This window comes from Sporosarcina sp. P33, from assembly GCF_002077155.1.
Lineage (GTDB): Bacteria > Bacillota > Bacilli > Bacillales_A > Planococcaceae > Sporosarcina.
The window spans coordinates 1,724,629-1,750,483 of record NZ_CP015027.1 but is presented as its reverse complement, the minus strand read 5'-3'; the positions used below and the strand labels follow the sequence as shown (position 1 = coordinate 1,750,483).

Genomic DNA, 25,855 nt, shown 5'->3' with positions numbered 1-25,855 from the left:
GATTTATTTGTTCAATAAAATTCACAGTGACCATGCACCTGCAGCAGTGGGGGCTTACTCACAGGCAGCAGAAAAAGAAAATATTGTCTATGTCTCAGGGCAGCTGCCAATTAATGCAGAAACAAATGAAATGAGTTCTTCGGTTGTAGAACAGGCGGAACAGTCTTTAAAAAATATTGAAGCCATTCTGAAAGCCGCGGATTTAACGTTAGAGAATGTAGTGAAAAACACAATTTTCATGACATCCCTTGAAAAAGCAGCAGAAGTTAATGAAGTATACGCGAAATTCTTTGGAGACAGCAAGCCTGCAAGAGCGATGGTAGGTGTAAAAGAACTGCCCAAAGGTGCTCAGATTGAAATAGAATCTATTGCAATTAGATAATATACATTATTAGGAGGAAATGAAATGACTTATAGTTATGTATCCCACTTACACTGCCCAAAATGTGAAAAGACGTATGACGTAGATGCAATTGTTCAACTGTGTGAATGCGGAGCACCTTTACTGGTGTCCTACAAGATGGATGAGCTGAAGAAGAATTTTACGAAAGAGAAGCTCGCAGACCGTAAACCGGATCTTTGGCGCTACCATGAATTGCTGCCGGTCAAAAATGAAGAGAATATTGTGACGCTGGGCGAAGGTATGACGCCAATGCTCCACTTGAAAAAAGCAGGAAAAGATATGGGCATTGCAAATCTTTACATGAAAGATGAAGGAATGATTCCATCCGGCTCATTTAAATCAAGAGGGGCGGCAGTAGGTGTTTCTAAAGCAAAGGAAGTAGGCGTTACAGAATTAGCGATGCCTACCAACGGAAACGCGGGTGCGGCTTGGTCATTATACAGCGCGCAGGCGGATATTACGGCAACTATTGTAATGCCGATCGATGCACCGGAAATTACACGTAAAGAATGTGTGGCGGCAGGCGCTGAGCTTTACCTTGTCAACGGTCTGATTGGTGATGCAGGGAAGATTGTAGGCCAGGCAGTACAAGATTATGACTTATTTGATGCATCTACATTGAAAGAGCCTTACCGTATTGAAGGCAAGAAAACAATGGGCCTTGAAATTGCAGAGCAGTTTGGCTGGAAGGTTCCTGATGTAATCCTTTATCCGACAGGCGGCGGTGTCGGCCTGATCGGTATTTATAAAGCACTTCGCGAATTGCAGGAGCTCGGCTGGATTCCGGAAGACAAAATGCCCCGACTTGTTGCGGTACAATCATCCGGCTGTGCCCCAATTGTGAAAGCATGGGAAGAAGGGAAAACACATGCTGAACCTTGGGAAAATGCTTCGACTGTCGCATTCGGTATTAACGTGGCAAAAGCGCTGGGTGACTTCCTGATTCTTGACGGCATTAAGCAGACAAATGGCTGTGCAGTAGCAATTGATGATGAAGAACTTCTGGAAGAATTAAAGCTGGTTGCATCCAGTGAAGGAGCATTTGTTTGTCCGGAAGGTGCAGCGGCATTTGCAGCTGCGAGAAAACTTCGCAAGGACGGCTGGATCAAAGAAAATGAAGAAGTGGTTGTATTGAATACAGGTGCGGGTATTAAGTATCCGGATACGATTACAGTTGATGTGCCAGTTCTGGAAAAAGACGAAAAAATTATTCGATAAACGAAGTAAATAGTACGCAATAAGTTCGATAATCAGCTCTATTGCGTACTATTTTACAACTTATGAAAGACCGTATGAAAGCGCTGTCAAGTCTTAAGGGAAAATCTGCAGCACGGGAGTGAGATAGATGGAGAAAAGGACAGAGTTATCTAAAGCTCTAAAACCACACTGGGTTGTCGCCATTGCATTTGGTTCTGCCATAGGCTGGGGAGCATTCGTACTGCCGACCGACTGGATGGCGGCAGCGGGACCAATAGGCGTGATATTAGGGATTTTAATTGGTGCCCTGTTGGTTATGGTCATCGCAGTCAGCTATGGATACATGGTAGAGAAGTTTCCTGTCTCCGGGGGCGAGTTCGTATTTACATATCTGGGATTCGGCAGAATTAATGCCTTTATATGTGGCTGGTTCGTTACATTATCATACGTAACCTCGGTCGCGTTGAACGCTTCAGCGATTATAGTGCTGTTTAAATTTTTGTATCCGCAAATCGTGGAAATCGGCTATATGTATACGATCGCAGGCTGGGACGTTTATGTCAGTCAAATTATCATAGCGGCAATCGCCCTAATTGTCTTTGGTATAGCGAATATTCGTGGTATTAGCCTGACAGGACGTATGCAATTCATTTTCAGTGCCATTCTGTTCAGCGGAGCAATGATTGTAGGGCTAGGTATGACGTTCCACCCTGATACGGCATTTTCCAACTTGCGCCCCGCATTCAATATGGAAATCGGCAGCTTATCTTCCATTTTGATAATTGTGGCAACAGCTCCGTTCTTATATTCAGGCTTCAATAATATTGCACAAGCATCTGAAGAGTTTAGTTTTTCTTCTAAGCGTGCATTTAAGTTAATGATTCTGGCGCTGGGTGCAGGCGGGCTTGTATACTCCATAATGGTTTACGCAACAGCAATGGCCACGCCTTGGCAAGGTTTAGTTGCAGGACAGCCTGTATGGGGTACCGGCGATGTAGTAAAAAGCTTATTCGGTAATGTAGGTATGACATTATTGACGGCAGCATTGTGTATGGGAATTTTCACGGGTATTAACGGGTTCCTCGTTTCTTCGAGCCGAATGCTTCTGGCGATGGGCCGCGCACGTATTTTACCGCAAGCCTTCACGAAGATTCATCCGAAGTACCATACACCTTATATAGGGATCATTACGGCGGTGGTCGTATGCTTTATCACCCCTTGGTTTGGTCGTCCTGCATTGCTGTGGATTGTAGATATGACAGCAACAGGCGTGGCAATCGCCTATCTGTATACTTGTGCTTCTGCTTACCGTTTCTTCGATTGGAAAGACAGTGCAGCGCGCAAGTTGACTTCATTGGCTGGTGCACTTATCAGTCTGGTATTCCTTGGTCTGTTGTTTATCCCAGGATCGCCTGCATTCCTGGCAATGCCTTCTCTGATCGCAATGGTTGTCTGGGTGCTGATCGGTGTAATATTTTACGCAATGTACGGCAAAAGATATAATGCGATTCCGAAAGAAGAGCTGGATGTATTCATTTTAGGAGATGAGCTCTCTAAGACGCTTACAAATGACAGCTTCCACCGGATGAAACAGGAAAATGAGCGTCTGGGTTTACAAAAATCAGTACAAAATAATATATAAAAGAGAATGATAGGAGTGGTTATGATGGCAGAATACCTAAAGAAAAGCTCACATAAATTAGAAGAGGATAACAGTGGCATTTCAGACATTGTAAAAGGCAGCCTGAAAGAAATCCGTGAAAGAGGAGAAGCGGCTGTTCGTGAACTGTCACGAAAGTTCGATAACTGGGATCCGCAAAGCTTCCTAGTTTCGCAGGAAGAGATTGAAAACGCTATCAAAAAGGTTCCTGAAACTGTGAAGATGGATACGCAATATTGTCAAAAGCAAGTACGAGCATTTGCAGAGGCCCAGTTGGCAAGTGTGTCTGAATTTGAAAAAGAAATACAGCCAGGTGTAATTCTTGGGCAGAAGCTAATTCCCATCTCCAATGTCGGCGCATATGTTCCGGGAGGACGTTATCCAATCGTTTCCTCCGTGCAAATGAGTGTGATTCCGCCTAAAGTTGCTGGAGTGGAGCGGGTGATTGCTTGTTCACCGACTACAAAGAACGGCGAGGGCATTCATCCGGGCGTCTTGTATGCGATGCATTTGGCAGGAGCGGATGAAATCTATTCACTGGGCGGCATTCAGGCAATTGGAACAATGGCATATGGAATGGAAGGTGTGAAGCCCGTCGATTTCATCGTGGGACCGGGGAATGCATTCGTAGCAGAAGCGAAGCGTCAAGTGTTTGGGAAAGTAGGAATTGATCAGATTGCAGGTCCAAGTGAGAACTTGATTATTGCAGATGAAACAGCTGATCCCGTTTTGATTGCCGCCGACGTATGGGGACAGTGCGAGCATGATTACCGTGCTGTGACAATTTTAATTACGACTTCCCGTAAACTGGCGGAGGATGTTCAGGAAGAAATGGAAAAGCAAATCGCCGTGTTAGATACAGCAGAAGTAGCTTCAGCATCTTGGGAGCAAAACGGTGAAATTATACTAGTGGCGGATAAAGAGGAAGCAGTTAAAGTTGCGGACGAATATGCTATTGAGCATGTCCAAATCCAGACGGCAGACTTGGATTATTATTTGGAGAATCTGAAGAACTACGGCTCCTTATTCTTGGGTGAAGAGACAACTGTCACTTACGGAGATAAAGGAATCGGCACGAATCATATTTTACCGACGGAACAGGCGGCGCGCTATACGGGCGGTCTCTGGGTCGGGAAATTCCTAAAGACTGTCACATATCAGAAATGTACACCTGAGGCGAGTAAAAAAATTGCACCTATCATTGCGGGTCAATGCCGCTACGAAGGTATGATCGGTCATGCGGTAACGGCAGAACTGCGTGAAAAAAAGTTTTAATGATGTAAGAAGTGAGGAGGGCTTGGGATGAGTAAGTTACCTGAAGGGGTACTGACTTTCGATAAAACATTTACACGCCAGGAACCAATTCCGGCTTCAGGCATAGAACGCGCAACAGAACTTATGCGGACAGGCAAGCTTCATCGCTATAACACTGAAGGGGATGAAGTTGCAGAAACCAGTATTCTGGAGGAAGAATTTGCGAAATATATTGGAACTGCCTATTGCGCTGCATTCAATTCATGCGGCAGTTCCATCTATGTTGCGCTAAAAAGTATAGGTGTTCAGCCCGGCGACAAGGTTTTATGTAATGCATTTACGTTGGCGCCTGTTCCGGGGGCCATCAAAAATGCAGAAGCGCAGCCGGTGTTTGTAGAGATAACAAAGGATTACGTAACAGATTTGGATGATCTTGAACAAAAAGCAAAAGACTCAGGCGCTAAATATTTTCTCTTATCTCATATGCGCGGTCATATAGCAGACATGGACCGCGTAGTAGAAATCTGCGAGCGTCATCATATTACACTGATTGAGGATTGTGCCCACACCATGGGTGCGAAGTGGAACGGTAGACATACCGGAACTTTCGGTGCGGCTGGATGTTTCTCGACTCAGACATACAAGCACCTCAATTCAGGCGAAGGCGGTTTGCTTGTTACCGATGACGAAGACGTCGCTGCGAAGGCTATTCTATATTCAGGTTCTTATATGCTGTATGAAAAACATACAGCCAGGCCCTCAATGGAAGTATTTGAACGTTATAAAAAGGTAATACCGAATTTTAGTTTGCGTATGTCCAATTTAGTGGCAGTTTTGATCCGTTCGCAGCTGCCTCAGCTTGATAAGCAATGCGAGCGCTGGAATGAACGCTATTATGCTATCGAAGAGATATTACGCGGTACGCCAAATATTTATATTCCGCTTCGTGATGAAAAAGAACAATTTGTCGCCTCTTCATTCCAGTTCACTTTGCTTAATGCCACGACAGCAAAAATGGAGCAATTTATTGCTGCGTGCGCCGAGCGGGGTGTTGAGATTAAATGGTTCGGCAACTTTGAACCCAAGGGATTCACTAGCCGCCACGAGAGCTGGCAGTACTTGTCGGGTGGCGGAAATCTGCCGAATACCGCAAAAGTGCTCGATTTCCTTTGCGACTTCCGGCTGCCCCTCACTTTCACAGTGGATGATTGCCGTCTGATTGCAAAAATTATTCGTGAAGTATGTAATGAAATCTAAAAAGAACAAAAGGGGTGTGCGGTATGGGCAGAAGGAATAAGTATATATTGTTTCTATTATTGGCTATGACAGTATCAATACTGGCTGCTTGCGGCAGTGACCAAGAAGGAGCAAAGAACGATCAAGTGGTTATGAAGTTCACCCATGGAACGGGAACAGATGGAATTTGGCAGAAGACTGCCGAAAAGTTCTCTGATTTAGTGAGTGAGTATTCTGATGGAAAAGTGAAGGTCGAAATTTATCCCGGTGGTCAAATAGGCAGCGGAGAGAAATCAATGGAAGACATTCAAAATGGATTAATCGAAGCTACTTCCGAGTCTGTAAACAACTTGACCCCATTTGCACCGTCGCTTGGAATGTTTGATCTTCCTTATCTTTTTGAAAGCGGTGAGGAATATGAGCAAGTTGTGGATCAATTGGGCGATGAAATCAACGAGAGAGTTATTAATGAGTCCGGCTTGCGCGTTATTACATGGCTTGATAAAGGGATCCGTGCAGTAGGTACGATTGATAAAGAAATCAATACGATTGATGATCTTAAAGGGTCAAAAATCCGAGTTCCTAAAAATCCGATTCAGCTGGCCAGCTTTGAATCGTGGGGAGTTAATGCTACACCGATTGCATGGGATGAAACAATTACCTCTTTACAGCAAAGTGTAATCGATGGATTGGAATTGCCATATGACGACTTTGAAAGTACGAAGATTTACGAAAATATTAATTATATCTCAGACGTCGGCTATAAATATGATGTTGCTATGGTTGTCATAGGCGATGAATGGTTCCAAAGTCAGACCCCCGAGATTCAGGATGCGATTGTAAAGGCAGGCAATGAGACTACTGAATGGACGAGAGAAAATGTACAGGGCTTCCTTGATGAGAGCAAGGAAAAGATGAAAGATCATGTAACATTTACTGGACCGCCAAAAGATGAAGCACTTTGGAAAGAAAAAGCGATTGCAACTTGGCCGAAGCATTACGATAGAATCAAAGGCACAGAATTATTAACTGAGGTAATGGATATTGTAGGAAGAGATTTACCGAAGTAAGGGACGTAACATATATCCATTTATGCAGATATATGTCTGACTATTCAGTATACGGCAGTTGATGACAGTTATAATTATTATTCTATTATAACTGTCATTGTTTATTGCACGTTCAATATGTTCCAAGGTGTGTCAGAAAGATGTCTAAGAAGTGTATGACTTATATCCGAATAAAAGAATATTGATGGGCAGGTCCTATCAATTAGAAGGTAGGGATTATTATTAAGTCTAGAGTCTCTTGGTTTATCAAAAACTTTGAAGAAGTGTTTAGCGTCATATCGCTTTTGGTCATGATCATGAGTCTGCTGCTTCAAATATATTTTAGATATGTGGTAGGAAAGTCACTTCCTTGGACTGAAGAGTTATCCAGATTTGCGTTCTTGTATCTAGTATTTATGGTTATTAGTATTTCCGTTAAAAGACACTCGCACATTCGTGTCACAGTTCAGTTTAGAATGTTTCCTCCCGCAGCAGAGAAAGTTCTTTTAATAATAAGTGACTTCATTTGGTTTTTATTTAACTGTATAGTTATCTATACAGGATTTTACCTATTTATGGACATGGGTGCATCAAACAGAATGCAAATTTCGCCTGTACTGGGCTGGAACTTAAAATATGTTTATGTCATCTTGCCAATAGGTTTTCTTCTTATGAATATCAGAATGATACAAAACTACTATATAAGCTACATCGACAATAAAAAACAGAGGGGTAATGTGGATGTCAGTTGAATTAATCATTTGCCTAGTTTTGTTTGGCAGTTTATTGCTTGGTATTCCTATTTTTGCCTCGCTAGGAATAGCCTCTGTTGCCGCAATTATGGTATCGGGTATTTCATTTTCCATCATCCCTCTGGACTTACTGAAGATGGGATCTATGTTCCCGCTTCTTGCAATACCGGCTTTTATATTGGCAGGGGTTTTAATGGAAAAAGCGGATATGGCAGGACAAATCATTGAGACCATTCAAATCATTTTCGGCAGAATTACAGGCGGACTGGGAATAATTACAATTGTGGCAAGTATGTTTTTTGCTTCGCTTATAGGTTCAGGACCTGCGACAGCTGCAGCAATGGGTGCCATCCTGATACCCGCAATGCACAAGGCTGGTTATGGAAAAGCCTATACGGCAGGTGTCTGTGCGGTAGGTGGAACAATGGGAATCCTTATTCCGCCAAGTAACCCTATGATTGTTTACGGCGTAATTGGTAATGTCTCGGTCACTTCTTTATTTATTGCGGGAATTATGCCGGGAATTATGCTTGGCTTGATGCTGATTGGTACCGCTTACATAATAGCCCGCAAAAAGGGTTACAAAGGTACCGGAGAACCTTTTAACATGAAACACTTCTTAAAGACTGCTTACAAAAATAAGTGGTCATTATTCGCCCCAATTGTTATTATCGGTGGAATATACGGAGGAATCTTTACGCCGGTAGAAGCTTCTGTGGTGGCTGTTTTATATGCCTTTTTAGTTGGATTCTTTGTCACAAAGAAATTGCGCAATAAAAAGCTTCTATGGGAAACGCTGGTGTTTACTGTTGAAACATCCGGTATGGTTTTAATCGTTGTGGCAGTTACACAGCTATTCGCACGTATACTGGTAATGCAGCAAGTCCCTCAGCGTCTTGCAGAGTGGAGTGTATCAGTCAGTGATAATCCTAAAATCATATTACTGATGATTGTCGGCTTCCTGATGATCTTAGGAATGTTTATCGAGGAATTAGCAACAATGGCTGCTGTCACACCTATTTTAGTGCCGCTGGCGAATCAAGTAGGGATTGACACGGTACATTTGGGTGTCGTCATGGTTATGACTAATGAAGTTGCTATGTTAACTCCGCCACTTGGTGTTGTGCTCTTTGTATTAATGAAGATGAGTAATTTAAGTTTGGGACAAGTAGCCAGGGCAGTGTTGCCATTCCTTCTTACACTGATTCTTGCCACTTTAATCGTCGTCTTCTTCGAAGATATTGCATTATTTTTACCTAGACTGATGGGGTATTCAGGCTAATCGAATAACGTAATCAAAAGGGCTGTCTTTGACGGTCCTTTTAATTTGTCTGGAAAATTAAATGGTAACAATAATCAGCCAAAAAATATGAAAGAACATTACCGCAATATAAAGAAACAAGGCGGTGGTCAGGGAGATGCGCACAATATTTCCTGAAAATCGGGCGGTTACTACAATATATAAAAGCAATAAAGGTAAGCCTAATTTAACTGCGTAGAACAATGGAATACTTTTTTCATATATATAGGAAACAAGCGGATTAGCTTCTTCGATATGCCCAAGCCGCAGCCCGTAGTCGGTGAACAGCGCATCTAATAAACAAAGGCAAGCTAAGAGAAAGCCCGCATTTAATAATCTGTTTTGCTGAATAGGAAAGTCCCGTACAGTATTCATTTCCATCCGCTCCTCACTTGCAGTGTAAATAGACAGGATGAGCAGGAAATGCGTGTTTTATTCATCAAAATGCAATATAGGATACTGTTTTTTCTCACGGGACAACTGCATACGTTGTTTATTGTAATATCTGCCCGATTATCAAAAGATGTATGGCACGGTGCCGCGCATCTTTTTTCGTTTGCATTATTTTCTAAATAAAGGTATAGTACATTACAACAGTAATGCACTAGGTATCCTAAAGGTGGTGGAGTTCTTGCTTGAGATGGATGGAGAAAAGCCGATTTATATACAAATTGCCGAGTGGCTGGAGAAGGAAATCATTGATGGCACATTGCAGGCAGATGACAAAGTTCACTCGCAATATCAGCTGGCAGAGCTATTCAATATCAATCCTGCAACTGCGGGGAAGGGGCTGACGATTTTGCTGGATGCTGAACTTATTTACAAAAAGCGGGGCCTCGGCACATTTGTCTCTGCTGATGCACGGGAAAAACTGCTGACGAAGCGCAAAGAAGGCACGTTACGCCGTCTTGTGCAGGAACTGCTTAATGAAGCTGCGTTACTTGGCGTGAAAGAGGAACAGCTTATTGAATTAATACAGGCGGAGCGAAAGGAGAGGTTATGATGTCGGCAATTACTTTAAAACACGTGACGAAAAGCTATCGTTCTGTCACAGTGCTGGATCAGTTAAATTTAGCAATCCGTGAGAATGTGATTACAGGATTGGCAGGGCGAAATGGTGCTGGGAAAACGACACTTATGAAGATGATTGCGGGATTCATAAAAGAATCCGGCGGTGAGCTGCGTGTGTTTGGCGAGCATCCTTTCAACAGTCTCAAGGTTTCCGCCAACATGATTTTTATTGACGATATGATGGGTTTTCCAGATGCGCTGACGCTGGGTGATTTACTCTTGGAATGTGATGGCTTCTATGAAAATTGGGATCAGGATCTGGCTGTGCGTCTGCTCGAATATTTCAAATTACCTCTGTCACTTAACCACCGCGTATTGTCGAAAGGAAAACGCAGTACGTTCAATGCGGTGGTGGGCATTGCTGCACGCTGTCCGCTGACAATGTTTGATGAGCCCATTACAGGAATGGATGCAGCCGCACGCAGGGATTTTTACAGAGCGCTGCTGAAAGATTATATTGCCTATCCCCGCACCATTCTGTTATCCAGTCACCATGTGGAAGAAATGGAAGATTTACTGGAGGATATGTTAGTGATTGACGGCAAGAGCATTGCTTTCCATGGTCCAATTACTGAACTGCAGGAAAAATTCCTGTCACTTCAAGCGCGGGAGAGTGTGCTGAAATCCCATGCGACCCGCTATGCTGTCATTCATCGGTCAAATGCGGGGCCGGTGACGGAATGGATTGTTGATCACGAGCACACGGAAGCAGAAGTGGAGGAGCTGAAGCAGGCAGGTATCCGCGTATCGTCGGTTTCTGCAAGCGAAGCATATTTGGCGATGACAGGCCAGGCGACAGGAGGAGTAGACGATGTTTTCAACGCAATGGAGCGTTAATGAACTGGCAAAACGTCAGTATGTATTTAAATTAAGTGCCAACGGGGCCGTATTTACGACACTGATTGTGCTGCAGATTATTGGAACTGTTTTCATAAGCGGTGCCAGTTCCACTTCCATGAGCGATTGGGGCGAGCCGATTTCGTTCAACTTTATGTCCATATCGAATGACGGGCAGGTTGGCCTGACGTTATTCTGGGCGCTTATCGTCGGATTTCTGCTGACTTCAGCTGCCCAGCGTAATGAATCCTTTTCATTCGTGACGAATCGCCTGACTTTTCAGCTTGCAAACTTCTATTTTATTTGTACTGCGGCATTATTTGGCGGCGTGACAACCGTACTGCTCGGGTCAGTTATGAAGATTGTTGCGCTGTTCGGAGACAATGTCATTATAGAAACGGCCGGTTTACTGTCATCACCGCTTGACTACTTTTCCCGTATTCTAGTAATGACTGCCTACACATTGCTGCTGCTGATGACCGGCTATTTGCTGGGAACGCTGATACAGTTCAGCAAGTTGTTTATTTCCTTATTTGGATTGATCTGGTTTGTGTATATCACGTTTGGGTTCAGAGTGTCAGTTGGCGAAGGTGATAGTTTGCTGTACTTTTACTACGGAGAGACATCTATTCTATTGTTCATTTTGAAAGTCGCAGTGTCCGTTGCTGTCCTGTTCGGCATCAGCTTTTTTGTAACCAATCGCCTGGAGGTGAGAAATCCATGATGTTTTTTGGGATTTTGCTGCCTATGTTACTGCTGACCAGTCTAGTTTTAATTGTGGTATTTACGAAGAATATGAAACGTACGCGATTGAGAAAAACATTTCACCGCAATATCGTTGTCGGTTATCTTGCATTGCTGCTGATCGGACTTGTCGTGGCGGAAGTTATGGAGCGTACGGTGGAACAGCATGCGCTGCCAAAAGTATTGCCGAATAACAGTGAATTTGACTTGTATACTGCCATTACAGAGGGAAAGCCGATTCCTGAACGGCTTGTTTTAGCTGAGCGGTCACATGAAGTACAGGATACACTGCTGGTATCGGCCTTCACCAGCGCTACTATCTTCATTGAACGCACACCGGGAAATGGCAATACCATTGCAGAAACCGTCTACAGCCCTGAATTGATGGTAAGTATAGGAGATGAGACTGATGAGTATTACGACTTTACAGAGCAGCTTGAAGTCGCATTGCCAATTTGGGAAAACGGTTCGATGTCTGTGCCTAAACAGCCCGCAAATCGTATCCAGTATACGTTTTATCACGATTCAAATATAGTAAATCAATTCACCGGAGAAAAAACGCATGGCTATACTTCAGGATCCATGTCGGGAGCCATGATGATTCACTTGGCCGTACCCGAATCGATTACGCTGAATCTTCCTGAGACCGAAAACGAATACGGGGCCTATATAGAAGTGATTGAATAGAAAAAGACTGAAGTGTACTATGCCGCATGATTCACGGCATATAGCTTCAGTCTTTTAGATTATCCGCGCTCCACAGGCATCGAGCAGCATCTGAAGGAGCCGCCTGATTTGATGATTTCCGAAAAGTCGACTTCTATGACCTCAAACCCGTTTGCACGCAAATCTTTATTTACTTTTTTATTTTGCGGCAGGCTGAATACTTTCCCGTTGCCGATGGAAAGAACATTGGTGCCGAGCGAAAACTGCTCATCTTCTGCTACTTCAATCAGCTGATACGAATCGGCCAGCTGATGGAGTGTTTCCTGATCAAATGCTGCGGGAAAGATGAGTGCTTTTTCAGGAGAAAGGATATTGAAAACGCAGTCGAGATGAAGATAACGCCCGTCAAATGGTATACGTTTAAGCTTGTGATCAGGAAGCTTTTCTTCAAGCTTGCTGACTGCTTCTTCAGACGTGCGGCTGCTGATGCCGATATAGACGGTATCGCGGTCGACGATAATATCGCCGCCTTCCATTCGGTCCGAAGCTGACTGGTACGGAATATCCTGCGCAATGAGCCACTCTTTCAAGGTGATTTCTTCACCTTTTCGAATATTTGCTGCTAAATCAGCGACGAATACTTCATTGCCGATAGTGAAGCCGATATCCCGTGTGAAGACTTGTTCCGGGTATTTCTCTGAAGAGGGCAGTGTGATAACCTCTACCCCGTTTTCCTTCAATAGTTTTTCAAATTCCGCGTGCTGACTCATCGCACGGTCCTTATCGATATTTTCATCTTCATACTTTTTCTGTACTTCGTTAATGACTTCATCAATTGCCATGAATTCCGGCTGGCATAATATGACGCGACGCAGCGTATCATACTCTGTTACGCATTTGATCGTATCTGATTTTTGGCTGTTGGCTGTCAATGGATAGTACGCCTCCCACTTCATGAAAGTATATTATAGTATTCCCTTTGTGCGGTATTTGTAAACGCGATGAGCTGAACAGTTTGGCATGCTTAATGAAGTAGCAGTAAAAGCAAGAAAGAAAATTAGCTGTCATGAGTTTATGGATATCTAATTAAAATGGAAATAGTAAACGCTTACAAATTTATATTGACAAACAATTCGGTAAACGATTACTATAGATTAAACGACTATATAACGACACGGCAGTATTATTCATAATGGATGGGGTGAACCATGATGGAGCAGAGAGAAAAAAGAGAGATAAGGTTTTGGTGGGCGATTCTGCCGTTAGTATTGATGATACTGGTCATGGTTATAACAGTTGTAAAGCTTGAACAGGGGCCGCATATGCCGCTGATTGCAGGCACGGCCATTGCTTCGCTGGTTGCCTGGCGCCACGGTTTCTCCTGGAAAGAAATTGAGGAAATGATGTACAAAGGAATTCGTCTGGCCCTTCCTGCCGTGATTATCATTATGCTCGTCGGATTGGTTATCGGTTCCTGGATGGGCGGAGGAATTGTCGCAACGATGATTTTCTACGGATTAAAAATTATTACCCCTTCCTGGTTCTTGGTAGCGATTGCGCTGATTTGTGCAATTGTTTCACTGGCTATCGGCAGCTCATGGTCAACGATGGCAACGATTGGTGTAGCAGGCATGGGAATTGGATTAAGCATGGGCATTCCTGCCGGGATGGTGGCAGGCGCGGTTATTTCAGGTGCCTACTTCGGTGATAAAATGTCGCCTCTGTCAGACACAACCAACTTGGCGGCGGGACTGACAGGAACAGATTTATTTGATCATATAAAACATATGCTGTATACGACGATTCCTGGATTATTGATTGCGCTGGTTGTGTTTACATATCTCGGAAAGCGGTTTGGCTCGGGTGAGGCGGAGTTAACGTCAATTGCAAAGACATCCCAAGTCATGCAGGAAAGCTTCGTTATATCCCCTTGGTTATTGCTTGTTCCATTAGCCGTCATCATGATGGTCGCAATGAAGATCCCTGCTGTGCCGGCACTGATCATCGGGATTGTTCTAGGGTTTATATCACACGTAACAATTCAGGCGGGTACATTTGCGGATGCGCTGGGTGCACTGCAAAGCGGTTATGCGATTGAGACAGGCAATCAGCTGGTCGATAAATTATTTAATGGCGGCGGCTTGGACAGCATGATGTACACAGTCTCCATGACCATTGTGGCCATGACGTTCGGCGGAATTCTGGAGTATTCAGGTATGCTGCGCGCGATTATGAATCAATTATTGAAAGTCGTGAAGTCCACATCGACGCTGATCATTTCAACAATCGGTGCGTGTGTCATGACAAACGCTACCTGTTCGGAGCAGTACGTGTCGATTGTGGTCCCATCGAGAATGTTCAGTAAGACATACAGAGATATGGGGCTGAAGTCCAAAAACCTGTCACGCGCCCTCGAGGATGGAGGAACGCTTACGTCCGTGTTTATCCCATGGAATACGTGCGGTGTGTTCATATTCGGAACACTTGGGGTCAGTGTCGTCGAATACGGACCTTACGCTATTTTGAATTTTGCCGTTCCGCTGATTTCGATGATCTACGCATTGACCGGTTTCTCCATTGTGAAAATGACGCAGGAAGAGATTACCGAAATTAATGAGGAAGATGCGAAGCTGGAGGCGGAAGCTCTGCTTGAATAATATGTAAAAGCACCGTATGCAGCGGTGTTTTTTTATTTCCTTAAAATTCATTTGGGTATCTTTGGTATAATGCAAGTAAGATATGAAAAGAAGAAATGAAATTATTAACTGATGAATCCTAATTCTTTTAACGAGACAATTCTGGGAGTAGGATTTGCATCTGATCAACAATGGGGACATATTGAAATATTGCACGTAAGAGAGGGGATGAGTTCTTGAACAATAAAAATCCTTCAAAAACATATAAATGGCGAGATAAATATGGAGCATTTTTAACTGCAGCAGGTTGCCTGTATTGCCTGATTATCAACTGGGGACATAATTGGCTGCTTGTAGGATTCTTTACTTTAGGGGTACTTGTTTGTGGAACTATAGGAGTTTCTGATGTAAAGAAAATTAACAGCAATAAACAATAGAGCAAACGGCTGCAGTTGTGGAGTGTTTTTACATATTATCTGCATCCGTTTAATTCGTTGATTATTCAAATGTTTCGGCCAGCAGAATGAAACTATGTAAGTAATCATCCGTAAAACAGACTAAGAAAGGGGAGATTTGAATGAACAGTAAACATTTATTTTTAATGGGATCCATAGCACTGCCACTGACTTTCTTACTGGCTTACGATTTCTTCCCGAACTTTAACCAAACGTTGTACATACCAAAACCATTACTTATTGGACTTATGCTAGTGATTTTACTTGTAGGATTCTTTATTACTCGTATTCAAAAAATGATTCCCCGAGGTCTAGTTTCTGGTGGCAAGTTGCAATTACTTCTTATCTCCTGATTTTACTTGTTGTGTTCACTTTATTTGGCGGCATTTCACAAGCAGGCATATCGTTATCTAGTCCTGTTATTTGGATTTTATTGGTCATTAGTATTTTTGAAATCTTAAAGGAGTACAAAAATTTAAAAGTTAGTCTTTTATCGGGCACGATTGCTGCATAAATAATCGTGAGCATACCGCAATCGGGCCCTTTAACTGATGAAAACAACTTCTGAGGATTGATTTTAATGGAAATGCAAAAACTTAATGATTTCCTCAATAAGCTAGAGGAAAGAAAATCTTTTATAAGCCGATAAACTAAATATTAGGAATATTGTTGTACTGTAAGTATGATGGAGTTACTAAATAGATAGTAGGAGGAGTGTTCAGATGACAAAATATGAATTATCAAATGTGTGGAAATGGGAAGAAGAGAATTCAAATAGATGGGGGAATCGTCCGACAGCTGGTGAACGTTTTGAACAAAAACTGCCGGTCGGAGAGGCACCGTTCCAACTCTATTCACTAGGAACACCGAACGGAATTAAAGTGACGATTATGCTGGAAGAATTAAAAGAGCTGGATGTCGATGGTGCAGATTATGATTTGTATGAAATCAATATTGGAGCCGAGGAACAATTTGGTTCAGATTTCGTTAAGGTCAATCCTAATTCAAAGATCCCGGCCCTAGTCGATCAAAGTCAAAGTCCCTGTTTGGAAATTTTTGAATCAGGTTCGATTTTGCTATACTTGGCTGAGAAATTCAATAAACTGATCCCGGCAGATATTCATGGACGGACAGAAACCCTTAATTGGTTATTCTGGCAAATTGGAGCGGGTCCTTATGTCGGTGGAGGATTTGGTCACTTTTTTGCTTATGCGCCAGAGCCAATGAAATACCCAATTGATCGTTTTACAATGGAAACGAAACGTCAATTAGACTTACTAGATAAAATATTAGCTCAGCGTTCTTATATCGCAGGCGACACTTATACTATTGCAGATATTGCGATATGGTCTTGGTACGGACAGTTAGCTTTAGGGAAATTGTATGAAGGCTCTTATGAATTTTTAAACATGGATGAATATACTCATCTCTTGGAATGGTCTCATCGCATTGCGAAACGACCAGGCGTTCAAAAAGGCCTTGCAGCAGAGTATCAGTCGCTTGGGGAGTAATTAAAAAAACAATGTATGGATGTTTTTCTTTTTTACAATAGAATTAAACCCTTATATAGACATAACAAATACAACGGAATTGTGGAGAGGTTCTATCTGCAAGGACTGAAGGCCCAGGTAAATGTAGGAAGTGAGTTGTAACTCTTATCACTCTGACAGTTACGATTCCAGAAAAAAACTATATCGATTTGTTGCCGGATGAGTTTTACGGGGGTGTGTAAAAATGAAAGAAATAAAAGGATTGTATATTATTCTCTGTTCAATATTTTTGGTGAACCTAACAAATATCACATTGTTCAATGGTGATTGGAACGGGATAGCGATGTGGCTCAGCACAGGGTTATTTATAGCTGGCACTGCTTACTATTTACTGAGCAGAAATACAGTGACGAAAAAGAACTAGCAATTACAGCATCAGGAAAGAAAGCATTTCAACAGTGGTACCCAGACCGTCAACAGCCTCCCGATTCATCCGCGAATTGGGAGGCTGTTTTGTTTATTCAATGGAATGGATGATGAGTATTTCAAACCTTTCTTTTTCGGCGGGCGTAAAGATCCATTTTGTATAGTGCGCGCGGCCGTCCCTGTGAATAGGTCATTTCTTCTCCGACTGTATAAACGAATTGCTGATCCATTAATTTTTTTATTGTTCGTTCCGCAGTCCGCCTGGAAACCGCCAAATAGCCTGCCAGGTCATTGGCGGTGAATGGCTCAGATTGCCTGAACTGTTCAAACTGAATCAGCTTAGAAATAGCTGCGGGACTTAAAGTCGTCTGATCGCTGATTTTCAGAAGCTCAGGGTCATCCAGCTTCATTGCGACTGATGGTTTTGCAGACGGCAGGGGACCGTGCAATTTCTTGTGTTCGTCGAGCATGAAAATTCCTTCACTGCTTGCTTCTTTGCCAAGCTGAAGTGCACTTGCCGCATTATCACTTGCCTCTACTATGGTTTGTCCCAATCCGAAAGATAAGGAAGACGCAGGATAAAGTGATTCGCTGAACTGCTGGAATGCCTGTAAAGACAAAACGAATTCGACAGTGCCGAGCGTAGTGTAGAAGAAGAAACAGTTTCTCTCTGCCTTCCATTGAGCTTGCAGGTAGTTTGCCATTCTTTCTATCGCTTCGGGGGGGAGCTGCCCAGAATCATTTATTTGCAGTAAACCTACCGCGATTTTCGTTGATTGACTTCTGGCCAAGTCAGCCTGATGAGCCGCTAGTTCCATTGCGCGTAAAATATTGCTGACAGGGTCAATCATGCGCAAGGAAGGAATTCCCGCGGCTTGCAATTGATCGTATACGGCATGCACACTGGTAACAGCCATCTTCGATTTACCGCTCCGGAAATGTTCCAGGTGGAAATTTACGACTTCCTGCAAATCACTGTTGGAACGCAGTTCATAGATGGCAGGTTTCTTGGCGGGTGCAAGACCGCCCAGATCTTGCAGAAGATGTTCCGCGTGGGTAATATTTTTTATATCCATAGAAATATCGTGAATACCCACGTTTTTCTCTGAAGCAAGGTATAATAAAGTAACAGCAATCGTATGTTCATTCTGCTGAAGGTACAATGAAGGAATAGAGATTGTCTGAAGAATTTGTTCAGACGCTTCATAAGGCAGGGAACCGGAGAACAAAATAGCATGACAAGGCTTCAGTTTCTCAAGTAAACAGGGTGCTTCAGAAGGCTTGTCATACTGATAATATTCAATGTGCAAGTCCTCGGGCAGTAAGATTGTTTTTGCCTGTCTGCAAAACTCTTGTGGGCCGACCAGTGCAATGGTAACCTTCATAGGAGATCTCCTCTTTTCATTAACGACTATTTAACGACAATCATACAGGACGAATGAAAAGCTGCCAATAAGAAAGGAAGAAAAAAATGAAAATCACTGAAATAGAAGTATTTGCGATTCGATTGCCATTAATTGAGCCGTTTGTCATCAGCTATGCATCTTATGATGACATGCCTTCCATCATTGTCAAAATAACGACGGATACGGGGCATATCGGTTACGGAGAAGCTGTAGCGGATGATCATGTTACAGGCGAAAGCTGGGAAGGCACATTCGCTGTCATCCGTCATACGCTCGCGCCCGTTTTACTTGGTCAAAATCCAAGCCGTTTCGGTAAAATTCACGAATTGATGGATCAGGCAATTTACGGTGTGCCCGCAGCGAAAGCAGCACTTGATATTGCTTGTTTTGACGCGGTGGGCAAAGCGTACGGTATTCCAGCCTATAACCTGCTCGGCGGCCGTTATCACGAGAAGTTTCCTATTACACATGTGCTGAGCATCGCTTCTCCTGAACATATGGCACAGGAAGCGGCAGACCGTGTCGCGGCAGGCTACGACTCATTGAAGATGAAGGTGGGCACGAATGCCGCAGAAGACGTCAAGAGAATTCAGGCAGTGCGTGAGCGGGTAGGAAAAGACGTCAAGATTCGCGTTGATGTCAATCAAGGATGGGTCAACAGCGCCGTCACATTGCAGGCTATGAAGCAACTGGAAAGCTGTGAGCTGGACTGGCTTGAGCAGCCTGTCAAAGCAGACGATATCGATGCGATGGTGGAAATCAAATCGAAAACTTCCACTCCGCTGATGGCGGATGAAGGATTGCGCGGCGTGCGTGAAATGCGTGAAATCATCGCAAAACGTGCAGCAGATAAAGTGAATATCAAACTTATGAAATGCGGCGGCATGTATCCTGCCATGAAGCTTGCCCATATGGCGGAAATGGCAGGTATCGAGTGCCAGGTCGGATCGATGGTTGAGTCATCTGTCGGGTCTGCGGCAGGTTTTCATGTGGCATTCTCGCAAAAAGTGATGACGAGCGTGGAACTGACAGGACCGTTGAAATTCAGTAAGGATATCGGGAATTTGCACTATGACGTGCCGTTCATTGAACTTAATGAAAAGCCGGGGCTCGGTGTGGATGTGGATGAACAAGTACTGGAAGAATTAACCGTGCGTAAAGAAAAGGTGACACGATGAAGCTGCAGGCGTCGCTGTCGTTCGTGACAGAAGATCAGCTGCCGGATGTTCTGGCGCTTCAGAAACGTGTCGTTGCGGAATTGGAACGTCCCGAGTTTCTGCAGCCGCTGACAGAGGAAGAGTTTTTGTATATTCTGCGCGGTCATGGTATGTTGGCTGGCGCATTCGTCGATGACCGCCTAATTGCGTTCCGGGCAATGCTTGACCCGGGAGAAGATGATGAACATCTCGGAATAGATGCTAGCGTGACGGATGAGGAATTATCCGCTGTCTTATACTCAGAAATTACAGGCGTACATCCTGATTTCAGAGGGCATGGACTGCAAACAGTGCTCGGGAAATGGCTGATGGACCATGTCGACAGCGATCAATACCGCTATATTTGCACAACGGTGGCCCCGTTTAACATACCGAGCTTAAAGGATAAATTTTCGCTCGGTTTACGGATTGCCGCGCTTAAAGTAAAGTACGGCAACAAACTGCGCTATATTTTATTCAGAGATCTGCAAAAGCCCTTCCAGACAGATCCTGCTGAGCAACAATGGGTTCAAATGAGTGATATAGAATCTCAGCAGCAATTACTGAAAGAAGGCTGGCGCGGTGAACAAATCGGGCAGCGTGACACTGACTGGTATGTGCTGTACGTCAAATAATAAGGAAATTCCCGTCGGACTGTGCTATTTGTGCACAGTCTCTTTTTACTGTAATCAGCTCATTCCAAGTGCCTTGCAACTATAGAAGGGGAACTCTGTGGTAAAATTAAGGTACTACAATTGAAAGGTTGATATCCTTAATGCGAAATACTTCTGTAAAACTCACATCTTTATCTTCAAAAGGAGGCTGCGGCTGTAAAATTGGACCGGCAGATCTCGCTGAAGTCTTACATACACTGCCGCCTGGTCTCGCGGATCCAAACTTACTTGTCGGATTGGATACGAGCGATGATGCGGGAGTTTATAAAATAAATGATACGACCGCCATTGTGCAAACGCTCGACTTTTTCACTCCTATTGTTAATGATCCCTATGATTTTGGACAGGTGGCGGCGGCAAATGCAATCAGCGATGTGTATGCAATGGGCGGGAAACCGATTACTGCACTGAACATCGTGGCATTTCCCATTCATACCCTTGACCGCAGCATCTTGACAGAAATTCTGCGCGGTGCAGGTGATAAATTAAAGGAAGCGGGCGCTGTTCTTGTCGGCGGTCATTCAATTGATGATCAGGAACCGAAATTCGGCATGCAAGTGACAGGAACCGTTCATCCCGATAAAATTCGTACGAATGCAGGGGCAAAACCAGGCGACCGGTTAATTTTGACAAAACCGATCGGCGTAGGCATCATGACGACTTCATTGAAAAATGGCTTATTAACGGAAGAGGAAGAAATTCACGTGACAAAAGTGATGACGACGCTTAATAAAACAGCAGCTGAAGTGATGGATGAGTATACAATTCATGCATCAACCGACGTAACGGGCTTCGGTTTGCTCGGCCATGCGTCTGAAATGGCGAAAGGGAGCAATGTCTGCCTGCGGATCGACAATGATAAAGTGCCTGTCTTACCACGCACAAGAGAGCTGGCAGAAGCAGGTTCTGTGCCAGGCGGAACAAAAAATAACTTTGCGCACATAGAAGATGTAGTGGAGTATCCCGAATCATTGGATCAAGCGGGAAGATGGATTTTATGTGATGCAGTAACATCAGGCGGATTGCTTGTCGCTGTTGCAGGAGAGGAAGCGGACCGTCTGCATGCACAATTGCGTGAAGCAGGAGTCGATGCCCATATAATTGGAGAAGTGACCGCTGAGCATAACGGCCGAATCATTGTGCAGTAAATCAAGGAGATGGGAAACGAAATGGTACGGGATATAACATTGAAAGACGCACTGGAATTACAGAAAAACCATTCACATACACTGGTTGATGTCCGCTCTCCTAAAGAGTTTGAAGAAGCCACTATTCCGGGCAGCATCAATATTCCGGTCTTTACAAATGAAGAGCGTGCGGAAGTAGGCACGCTCTATAAGCAAGCAGGCAAAGAAGCCGCAATGGATCGAGGTCTGGTCATCTTCTCCCGGAAACTGCCTGCATTCATTGAGGAATTCAGGAAAATCGAAACGCCGCTCACAGTATTTTGCTGGCGCGGCGGTATGCGGAGCAAGACGGCTATGACGGTACTGGAACTGATGGGAATTCGTTCGAGCCGAATCAGCGGGGGAATCCATACATATCGTCAATGGGTGATCGAGCGGCTGCAAGAACCCATCAAGCCTCAATTATTGGTTTTGAATGGCTACACAGGCAGTGGAAAGACAAAAGTTCTGCACAAACTGAGGGAGGACGGGTGTCCGGTCATTGACTTGGAAGGAATGGCGGGGCATCGCGGTTCGATTTTCGGACAGATTGGCGTCAAGCCGAATAATCAGAAGAAGTTTGAATTACTGCTGGCAGACAAATTAGTCCAATACGCGAATGAACCTTATGTATTTATTGAAGGTGAAAGCAAACGCATCGGTCAAGTGCACATGCCCCAGCTGCTGTTTGCGAAAAAAGAACAGAGTCCGCAATGGATTATCCGATTGCCTATCGAAGAGCGCGTAGAAGAAATTCTTTCCGAGTATGAACCGGAAAAACGTCCGGAACAGTTTTTGGAGGCATTTTCCCGAATCCGTAAACGAATCCATCAGCCTGTCGCGGTGCAAATACAGGATGATCTGGAAAACGGCCGTTTTGCTGAAGCAGTAGAGCAACTGCTGACACACTATTATGACCCGCAGTATAAACACTCTGTTGCACGTTTTGCGCAAGAAGACATCATTCAGGCGGCAACCGTACAGGAAGCATATGAGCAATGTCTCCAGCGGTATCGTGAGTTAATGAAATAAAAATGCAGACTGCCTAGTGAACCTAGGCGGTCTTTTCTTTTTGCTGGTGTGAAAGTAGTGTATTGAGCGCTTGAAGAGGGGGTATGAGCGGCTGTCTAGCTGTATAGAGCGCTTGGGCAGGAAGTATGAGCGGTTATGAAGTGATATAGAGCGGTTTGCAAGAACTATGAGCGGTGATCAAGGATTATAGAGCGTTTGAAGAAGCCTTATTATCGCTGGATAGAAGTTTGCCAATTAACGAACGAGGGTATTCATAAAACTAACATCAGCCAGACAACCAACAAGAAAAACTGACATAGAAAAGAGGAAATGCCATGATTGAACTAAAAACCAACCTGCCGGGAAAGAAGTCATTGTTCGGTGACGCCTGCAAGATCCTGGGAGAGCATGACATCCAAATGGGAGGAAACTGGGATTTCGACAGGGGAAACTTTGATTCCATCCTAAGTAAAGATGATCACGAAACAATTTACTTGCGTATACCTTTCCACGTCATAGACGGTATGCTTGATGAAGACAATGCCATGATAGAGTTTGATGTGCCTTTCGTTATCAAACACGTCATGAACATCGGATTGGACGATGAGGACAGTCCCGTTCTTGCAGCTGCAGGACTCGACCAGTTCCAGTCTCCGCAAGATAAAGACGCGCCAATCGTATACGATGAGAAGTGGGTGATTGACGGTGAAGAACGGATTGCGAAATTCTCCGACAATCCTATTTTTATTGCACCGTTAGTGTAAAAATATTTCTTTGCAATCCATAATGAGCAAATCCTGACCGCACGGATTTGCTCGTTTTCGTGTGCGGATAAATATCCGCATCCTGTGTAACTCGGTATGATAAGATAAACAAAGCGCGAAAACTCAATTAACTAAACTGCGGGTCGAATCCAACAGGGCGGGGAATGGGAGGAGGATTGCATGTCGGGACGGCATAATTATTCATACTATGCAACATCTAAAGAGGCACAAAAACGGCTGTATAAGCGGTCTTTACTTGTCGTAATCATCTCACAAATTTTCAGCGGCGCCGGACTTGCAGCGGGAATTACAGTCGGGGCGCTGTTAATTCAAGATATGACCGGCGATGCAAGCTTAGCCGGTATGCCAATTGCGTTATCTACATTCGGTTCAGCGTTCTCGGCCTATCTGGTAGGCAGGTTATCGCAGCGCTACGGACGCAGGCTTGGCCTGGGCGCGGGTTTTATAACGGGAGGCGCAGGGGCGTTTGGTGTCATTCTGGCAGTGATGACAGGAAGTTTGGCCATACTATTTGTTTTCCTGTTTATTTATGGGGCAGGGACATCATCCAACTTACAGGCCCGTTATGCCGGTACAGATCTGGCTGACGAAAAGCAGCGGGCTACAGCGGTCAGTGTCTCTCTCGTTTCAACTACAGTCGGTGCGGTGGCTGGGCCAAATCTCGTTTTGCCGATGGGGCATGTGGCGGACTTTCTTGGCATTCCTTCGCTGACCGGCGTGTTTTTACTTGCAGGCGCTGCTTATGTATTGGCAGGTTTGACTTTCTTATTATTTTTACGTCCGGATCCATTACTTGTTGCACGTGAAATTGAATTGCTTGAACAAACGAATCGGAAAGAGTCCAATGAAAAGCTCCAGGTTCATCAGCATTCAGCAAACAGGCTGGGGATTTGGGTCGGTGCTATCGTTTTAGTGCTGTCACACGGTGTTATGGTCGCTATTATGACGATGACGCCTATTCATATGCAGCAGCACGGTGCGGCACTGTCGGGTATTGGGCTGGTGATAGGTCTGCACATTGCAGGCATGTATTTACCGTCTATTTTCACCGGGGTTTTAGTGGATCGCATCGGACGTCCCGCCATGGTGGCCGCTTCCGGCGTGACGCTCGCTATGTCCGGTATTCTCGCGGCGTACGCAGCAGGGGGTTCTGTTTTTTGGATGTCTGCAGCACTCGTATTGCTGGGGGTCGGCTGGAACTTTGGGTTAATCAGCGGTACAGCAATTGTTATCGATTCGACAGATGTGCTGACACGTGCGAAGATTCAGGGGAGTATTGACGTATTTGTCGCATTGGCAGGCACAGCCGGAGGATTGGCTTCAGGGCTTGTCGTGGCTCTATCTGGTTTTGCGATGCTGAGCTTCCTCGGTACATATATTTCCTTACTGCTTATTCCACTCATTATTTGGATGCGTTATAAACGAAAGAACACTTCTGCACAGGCAGTCTGACAAAAACGGATTATTTCCTCGGAAATAATCCGTTTTTCTTTCGTAAATGACACTCCTTTGCACAAGTCACACCGCTTCCTTGCTTTGCATAGACTGACAGCGAGAGAGAAAAGGGGGAGTGTATGTTGAGTCACTCATTTGAAGATCAAAATAATGAGTGGGTGCATAATTGGCGGCATCCGCAATATCGCCGAATATCAATGGAGCAGGCGAATGAAATTGCACTGCAAAGAGTACCGGGCGAAGTAGTAAAGTCTGAGCTGGAGTTTGACGATGGGATGCTGATCTATGAAGTGGAAATACGTACAGCTGAAGGGCATAAGTATGAAGTGAAAGTTGACGCGGTAACGGGTAATGTGGTCAGGGTGAAGCGGGACTGACAGCGCAAAGAGAGTCCGAATACTTCTCCTATACAAGATTTCTGTGTATGATGAAGAGAAACACATACAGAAAGCAGGGAATCATATGTTTACAGCTATGGAGTATTCCAGTAATCCGACAAAAAAATATGAACAGCTTGCCGCCCAGCTGGATGCGTTATTAACCGGTGAACCGAACATCTACGCGAATTTAAGCAATGCTTCAGCGGTACTGAATCAATTTTTTGAACGCATCAACTGGGTAGGCTTTTATTTGATGGATGGCGATGAATTAGTGCTCGGCCCATTCCAGGGCTTGCCTGCCTGTATCCGTATTCCACTCGGCAGAGGAGTCTGTGGAACGGTTGCAGAGACAAAAGAAGGGCTTGTCGTAGCGGATGTCAATGCTTTCCCGGGCCATATCGCATGTGATGCGGCTTCCCAATCAGAAATTGTCGTTCCGTTGATCAAAGACGGCAAAGTATTTGGTGTGCTCGATATCGACAGTCCCGAACTGGGTCGTTTTACAGAAGATGATCTGGCGGGATTGACGCAAGTGGCGGAAGTACTTATGAAACATGTCTGAACAGAAATAATGTTTGGAAGCGAAATCAACCCTCTTATGCATTT

27 protein-coding genes are annotated in these 25,855 nt (G+C 44.3%); 24 read left to right on the top strand and 3 right to left on the bottom strand.

The genetic code is table 11. The annotated features are described in order from the left end of the window. Window positions 1–7 precede the first annotated feature (7 nt). From SporoP33_RS08810 to SporoP33_RS08775, 8 genes are all read left to right on the top strand, one after another. The gene (locus SporoP33_RS08810) at window positions 8–382 is read left to right on the top strand and encodes a Rid family detoxifying hydrolase (protein WP_081243366.1); all 375 of its coding nucleotides are present in this window, start codon (window positions 8–10) and stop codon (window positions 380–382) included. Window positions 383–406: 24 nt separating this feature from the next. After that, window positions 407–1,621, top strand: a complete 1,215-nt coding sequence (locus SporoP33_RS08805) for a threonine synthase (RefSeq protein WP_081243365.1) — start codon at window positions 407–409, stop codon at window positions 1,619–1,621. Window positions 1,622–1,748: 127 nt separating this feature from the next. Then, window positions 1,749–3,242: an APC family permease gene (locus SporoP33_RS08800; protein ID WP_081243364.1), complete on the top strand. Its 1,494-nt coding sequence runs from the start codon at window positions 1,749–1,751 to the stop codon at window positions 3,240–3,242. A gap of 24 nt (window positions 3,243–3,266) precedes the next feature. Continuing rightward, the gene (gene hisD, locus SporoP33_RS08795) at window positions 3,267–4,535 is read left to right on the top strand and encodes a histidinol dehydrogenase (protein WP_081243363.1); all 1,269 of its coding nucleotides are present in this window, start codon (window positions 3,267–3,269) and stop codon (window positions 4,533–4,535) included. A gap of 27 nt (window positions 4,536–4,562) precedes the next feature. Next, complete coding sequence (locus SporoP33_RS08790; RefSeq protein ID WP_081243362.1) at window positions 4,563–5,771, top strand: DegT/DnrJ/EryC1/StrS family aminotransferase; 1,209 nt, start codon at window positions 4,563–4,565, stop codon at window positions 5,769–5,771. A 23-nt stretch (window positions 5,772–5,794) separates the two neighbouring features. After that, on the top strand, window positions 5,795–6,820 hold the full coding sequence (locus SporoP33_RS08785) for a TRAP transporter substrate-binding protein (RefSeq protein WP_081243361.1): 1,026 nt from the start codon (window positions 5,795–5,797) through the stop codon (window positions 6,818–6,820). A gap of 290 nt (window positions 6,821–7,110) precedes the next feature. Then, window positions 7,111–7,551 carry a TRAP transporter small permease gene (locus SporoP33_RS16575; protein WP_081243360.1) on the top strand — a complete coding sequence of 147 codons (441 nt, stop codon included), beginning with the start codon at window positions 7,111–7,113 and terminating at the stop codon, window positions 7,549–7,551. Then, on the top strand, window positions 7,541–8,833 hold the full coding sequence (locus SporoP33_RS08775; protein WP_081243359.1) for a TRAP transporter large permease: 1,293 nt from the start codon (window positions 7,541–7,543) through the stop codon (window positions 8,831–8,833). The genes SporoP33_RS16575 and SporoP33_RS08775 overlap by 11 nt, the downstream gene beginning before the upstream one ends. A 57-nt stretch (window positions 8,834–8,890) precedes the next feature. On the opposite strand, the gene SporoP33_RS08770 is transcribed toward SporoP33_RS08775, so the two are convergent. Further along, entirely contained in the window at window positions 8,891–9,226 is a 336-nt protein-coding gene (locus tag SporoP33_RS08770) for a DUF5658 family protein (RefSeq protein WP_081243358.1), read from the bottom strand. Between the two features lie 265 nt (window positions 9,227–9,491). Between SporoP33_RS08770 and SporoP33_RS08765 the strand changes: the two genes are divergently transcribed. Genes SporoP33_RS08765 through SporoP33_RS08750 form a run of 4 tightly spaced genes read left to right on the top strand, consistent with a single transcriptional unit; the run spans window position 9,492 to window position 12,190 of the window. Next, a complete protein-coding gene (locus tag SporoP33_RS08765; RefSeq protein WP_231293342.1) occupies window positions 9,492–9,854 on the top strand; it encodes a GntR family transcriptional regulator in 363 nt (120 codons plus the stop codon). Then, window positions 9,854–10,759 (top strand): ATP-binding cassette domain-containing protein, encoded by a 906-nt coding sequence (locus SporoP33_RS08760; protein ID WP_231293222.1) that lies wholly within the window; start codon window positions 9,854–9,856, stop codon window positions 10,757–10,759. Before SporoP33_RS08765 ends, SporoP33_RS08760 begins: the two co-directional genes overlap by 1 nt. Further along, window positions 10,734–11,483, top strand: a complete 750-nt coding sequence (locus tag SporoP33_RS08755) for a hypothetical protein (RefSeq protein ID WP_081243355.1) — start codon at window positions 10,734–10,736, stop codon at window positions 11,481–11,483. Before SporoP33_RS08760 ends, SporoP33_RS08755 begins: the two co-directional genes overlap by 26 nt. Continuing rightward, a complete protein-coding gene (locus SporoP33_RS08750) occupies window positions 11,480–12,190 on the top strand; it encodes a hypothetical protein (RefSeq protein WP_081243354.1) in 711 nt (236 codons plus the stop codon). Before SporoP33_RS08755 ends, SporoP33_RS08750 begins: the two co-directional genes overlap by 4 nt. Before the next feature lie 59 nt (window positions 12,191–12,249). Here the strand turns inward: SporoP33_RS08750 and SporoP33_RS08745 are convergent, their stop codons facing one another. Then, window positions 12,250–13,101, bottom strand: a complete 852-nt coding sequence (locus SporoP33_RS08745; RefSeq protein ID WP_231293221.1) for a dimethylarginine dimethylaminohydrolase family protein — start codon at window positions 13,099–13,101, stop codon at window positions 12,250–12,252. A gap of 276 nt (window positions 13,102–13,377) precedes the next feature. On the opposite strand from SporoP33_RS08745, the gene nhaC reads away from it, so the two are divergent. The 4 genes from nhaC (at window position 13,378) to yghU (ending at window position 16,771) form a co-directional block, all read left to right on the top strand. Beyond that, window positions 13,378–14,826, top strand: coding sequence for a Na+/H+ antiporter NhaC (gene nhaC / locus SporoP33_RS08740; protein WP_081243352.1), 1,449 nt, complete (start codon window positions 13,378–13,380; stop codon window positions 14,824–14,826). 215 nt (window positions 14,827–15,041) lie between these two features. After that, on the top strand, window positions 15,042–15,242 hold the full coding sequence (locus SporoP33_RS08735; protein ID WP_081243351.1) for a hypothetical protein: 201 nt from the start codon (window positions 15,042–15,044) through the stop codon (window positions 15,240–15,242). A gap of 140 nt (window positions 15,243–15,382) precedes the next feature. Beyond that, entirely contained in the window at window positions 15,383–15,613 is a 231-nt protein-coding gene (locus SporoP33_RS08730) for a hypothetical protein (protein WP_081243350.1), read from the top strand. Between the two features lie 369 nt (window positions 15,614–15,982). Then, window positions 15,983–16,771, top strand: coding sequence for a glutathione-dependent disulfide-bond oxidoreductase (gene yghU / locus SporoP33_RS08725; protein ID WP_081243349.1), 789 nt, complete (start codon window positions 15,983–15,985; stop codon window positions 16,769–16,771). Window positions 16,772–17,295: 524 nt separating this feature from the next. Here yghU and SporoP33_RS08715 read toward each other — a convergent pair. Then, complete coding sequence (locus SporoP33_RS08715; protein WP_081243347.1) at window positions 17,296–18,561, bottom strand: HTH domain-containing protein; 1,266 nt, start codon at window positions 18,559–18,561, stop codon at window positions 17,296–17,298. A gap of 86 nt (window positions 18,562–18,647) precedes the next feature. Between SporoP33_RS08715 and SporoP33_RS08710 the strand changes: the two genes are divergently transcribed. From SporoP33_RS08710 to SporoP33_RS08675, 8 genes are all read left to right on the top strand, one after another. Further along, the gene (locus tag SporoP33_RS08710; protein ID WP_081243346.1) at window positions 18,648–19,760 is read left to right on the top strand and encodes a mandelate racemase/muconate lactonizing enzyme family protein; all 1,113 of its coding nucleotides are present in this window, start codon (window positions 18,648–18,650) and stop codon (window positions 19,758–19,760) included. Continuing rightward, window positions 19,757–20,413, top strand: a complete 657-nt coding sequence (locus SporoP33_RS08705) for an N-acetyltransferase (RefSeq protein ID WP_081243345.1) — start codon at window positions 19,757–19,759, stop codon at window positions 20,411–20,413. The genes SporoP33_RS08710 and SporoP33_RS08705 overlap by 4 nt, the downstream gene beginning before the upstream one ends. Before the next feature lie 140 nt (window positions 20,414–20,553). Continuing rightward, window positions 20,554–21,600, top strand: a complete 1,047-nt coding sequence (selD, locus tag SporoP33_RS08700; protein ID WP_081243344.1) for a selenide, water dikinase SelD — start codon at window positions 20,554–20,556, stop codon at window positions 21,598–21,600. A gap of 21 nt (window positions 21,601–21,621) precedes the next feature. Further along, window positions 21,622–22,650: a tRNA 2-selenouridine(34) synthase MnmH gene (gene mnmH, locus SporoP33_RS08695; protein ID WP_081243343.1), complete on the top strand. Its 1,029-nt coding sequence runs from the start codon at window positions 21,622–21,624 to the stop codon at window positions 22,648–22,650. Between the two features lie 314 nt (window positions 22,651–22,964). Next, complete coding sequence (locus tag SporoP33_RS08690) at window positions 22,965–23,393, top strand: YugN family protein (protein ID WP_081243342.1); 429 nt, start codon at window positions 22,965–22,967, stop codon at window positions 23,391–23,393. Between the two features lie 180 nt (window positions 23,394–23,573). Next, on the top strand, window positions 23,574–24,866 hold the full coding sequence (locus SporoP33_RS08685; RefSeq protein WP_081243341.1) for an MFS transporter: 1,293 nt from the start codon (window positions 23,574–23,576) through the stop codon (window positions 24,864–24,866). A 125-nt stretch (window positions 24,867–24,991) separates the two neighbouring features. After that, window positions 24,992–25,246 (top strand): PepSY domain-containing protein, encoded by a 255-nt coding sequence (locus tag SporoP33_RS08680; protein ID WP_231293220.1) that lies wholly within the window; start codon window positions 24,992–24,994, stop codon window positions 25,244–25,246. Window positions 25,247–25,331: 85 nt separating this feature from the next. After that, the gene (locus tag SporoP33_RS08675; RefSeq protein WP_081243339.1) at window positions 25,332–25,811 is read left to right on the top strand and encodes a GAF domain-containing protein; all 480 of its coding nucleotides are present in this window, start codon (window positions 25,332–25,334) and stop codon (window positions 25,809–25,811) included. Window positions 25,812–25,855: the final 44 nt, after the last annotated feature.

What these genes read in the sequence shown, in the direction of transcription:
- SporoP33_RS08805 (WP_081243365.1), top strand. Translation starts at nt 407, where the DNA reads ATGACTTATAGTTATGTATCCCACTTACACTGCCCAAAATGTGAAAAG.
- SporoP33_RS08800 (WP_081243364.1), top strand. Translation starts at nt 1,749, where the DNA reads ATGGAGAAAAGGACAGAGTTATCTAAAGCTCTAAAACCACACTGGGTT.
- hisD (WP_081243363.1), top strand. Translation starts at nt 3,267, where the DNA reads ATGGCAGAATACCTAAAGAAAAGCTCACATAAATTAGAAGAGGATAAC.
- SporoP33_RS08790 (WP_081243362.1), top strand. Translation starts at nt 4,563, where the DNA reads ATGAGTAAGTTACCTGAAGGGGTACTGACTTTCGATAAAACATTTACA.
- SporoP33_RS08785 (WP_081243361.1), top strand. Translation starts at nt 5,795, where the DNA reads ATGGGCAGAAGGAATAAGTATATATTGTTTCTATTATTGGCTATGACA.
- SporoP33_RS16575 (WP_081243360.1), top strand. Translation starts at nt 7,111, where the DNA reads ATGATCATGAGTCTGCTGCTTCAAATATATTTTAGATATGTGGTAGGA.
- SporoP33_RS08775 (WP_081243359.1), top strand. Translation starts at nt 7,541, where the DNA reads ATGTCAGTTGAATTAATCATTTGCCTAGTTTTGTTTGGCAGTTTATTG.
- SporoP33_RS08770 (WP_081243358.1), bottom strand. Translation starts at nt 9,226, where the DNA reads ATGAATACTGTACGGGACTTTCCTATTCAGCAAAACAGATTATTAAAT.
- SporoP33_RS08765 (WP_231293342.1), top strand. Translation starts at nt 9,492, where the DNA reads ATGGATGGAGAAAAGCCGATTTATATACAAATTGCCGAGTGGCTGGAG.
- SporoP33_RS08760 (WP_231293222.1), top strand. Translation starts at nt 9,854, where the DNA reads ATGTCGGCAATTACTTTAAAACACGTGACGAAAAGCTATCGTTCTGTC.
- SporoP33_RS08755 (WP_081243355.1), top strand. Translation starts at nt 10,734, where the DNA reads ATGTTTTCAACGCAATGGAGCGTTAATGAACTGGCAAAACGTCAGTAT.
- SporoP33_RS08750 (WP_081243354.1), top strand. Translation starts at nt 11,480, where the DNA reads ATGATGTTTTTTGGGATTTTGCTGCCTATGTTACTGCTGACCAGTCTA.
- nhaC (WP_081243352.1), top strand. Translation starts at nt 13,378, where the DNA reads ATGATGGAGCAGAGAGAAAAAAGAGAGATAAGGTTTTGGTGGGCGATT.
- SporoP33_RS08730 (WP_081243350.1), top strand. Translation starts at nt 15,383, where the DNA reads ATGAACAGTAAACATTTATTTTTAATGGGATCCATAGCACTGCCACTG.
- yghU (WP_081243349.1), top strand. Translation starts at nt 15,983, where the DNA reads ATGACAAAATATGAATTATCAAATGTGTGGAAATGGGAAGAAGAGAAT.
- SporoP33_RS08715 (WP_081243347.1), bottom strand. Translation starts at nt 18,561, where the DNA reads ATGAAGGTTACCATTGCACTGGTCGGCCCACAAGAGTTTTGCAGACAG.
- SporoP33_RS08710 (WP_081243346.1), top strand. Translation starts at nt 18,648, where the DNA reads ATGAAAATCACTGAAATAGAAGTATTTGCGATTCGATTGCCATTAATT.
- SporoP33_RS08705 (WP_081243345.1), top strand. Translation starts at nt 19,757, where the DNA reads ATGAAGCTGCAGGCGTCGCTGTCGTTCGTGACAGAAGATCAGCTGCCG.
- selD (WP_081243344.1), top strand. Translation starts at nt 20,554, where the DNA reads ATGCGAAATACTTCTGTAAAACTCACATCTTTATCTTCAAAAGGAGGC.
- mnmH (WP_081243343.1), top strand. Translation starts at nt 21,622, where the DNA reads ATGGTACGGGATATAACATTGAAAGACGCACTGGAATTACAGAAAAAC.
- SporoP33_RS08690 (WP_081243342.1), top strand. Translation starts at nt 22,965, where the DNA reads ATGATTGAACTAAAAACCAACCTGCCGGGAAAGAAGTCATTGTTCGGT.
- SporoP33_RS08685 (WP_081243341.1), top strand. Translation starts at nt 23,574, where the DNA reads ATGTCGGGACGGCATAATTATTCATACTATGCAACATCTAAAGAGGCA.
- SporoP33_RS08675 (WP_081243339.1), top strand. Translation starts at nt 25,332, where the DNA reads ATGTTTACAGCTATGGAGTATTCCAGTAATCCGACAAAAAAATATGAA.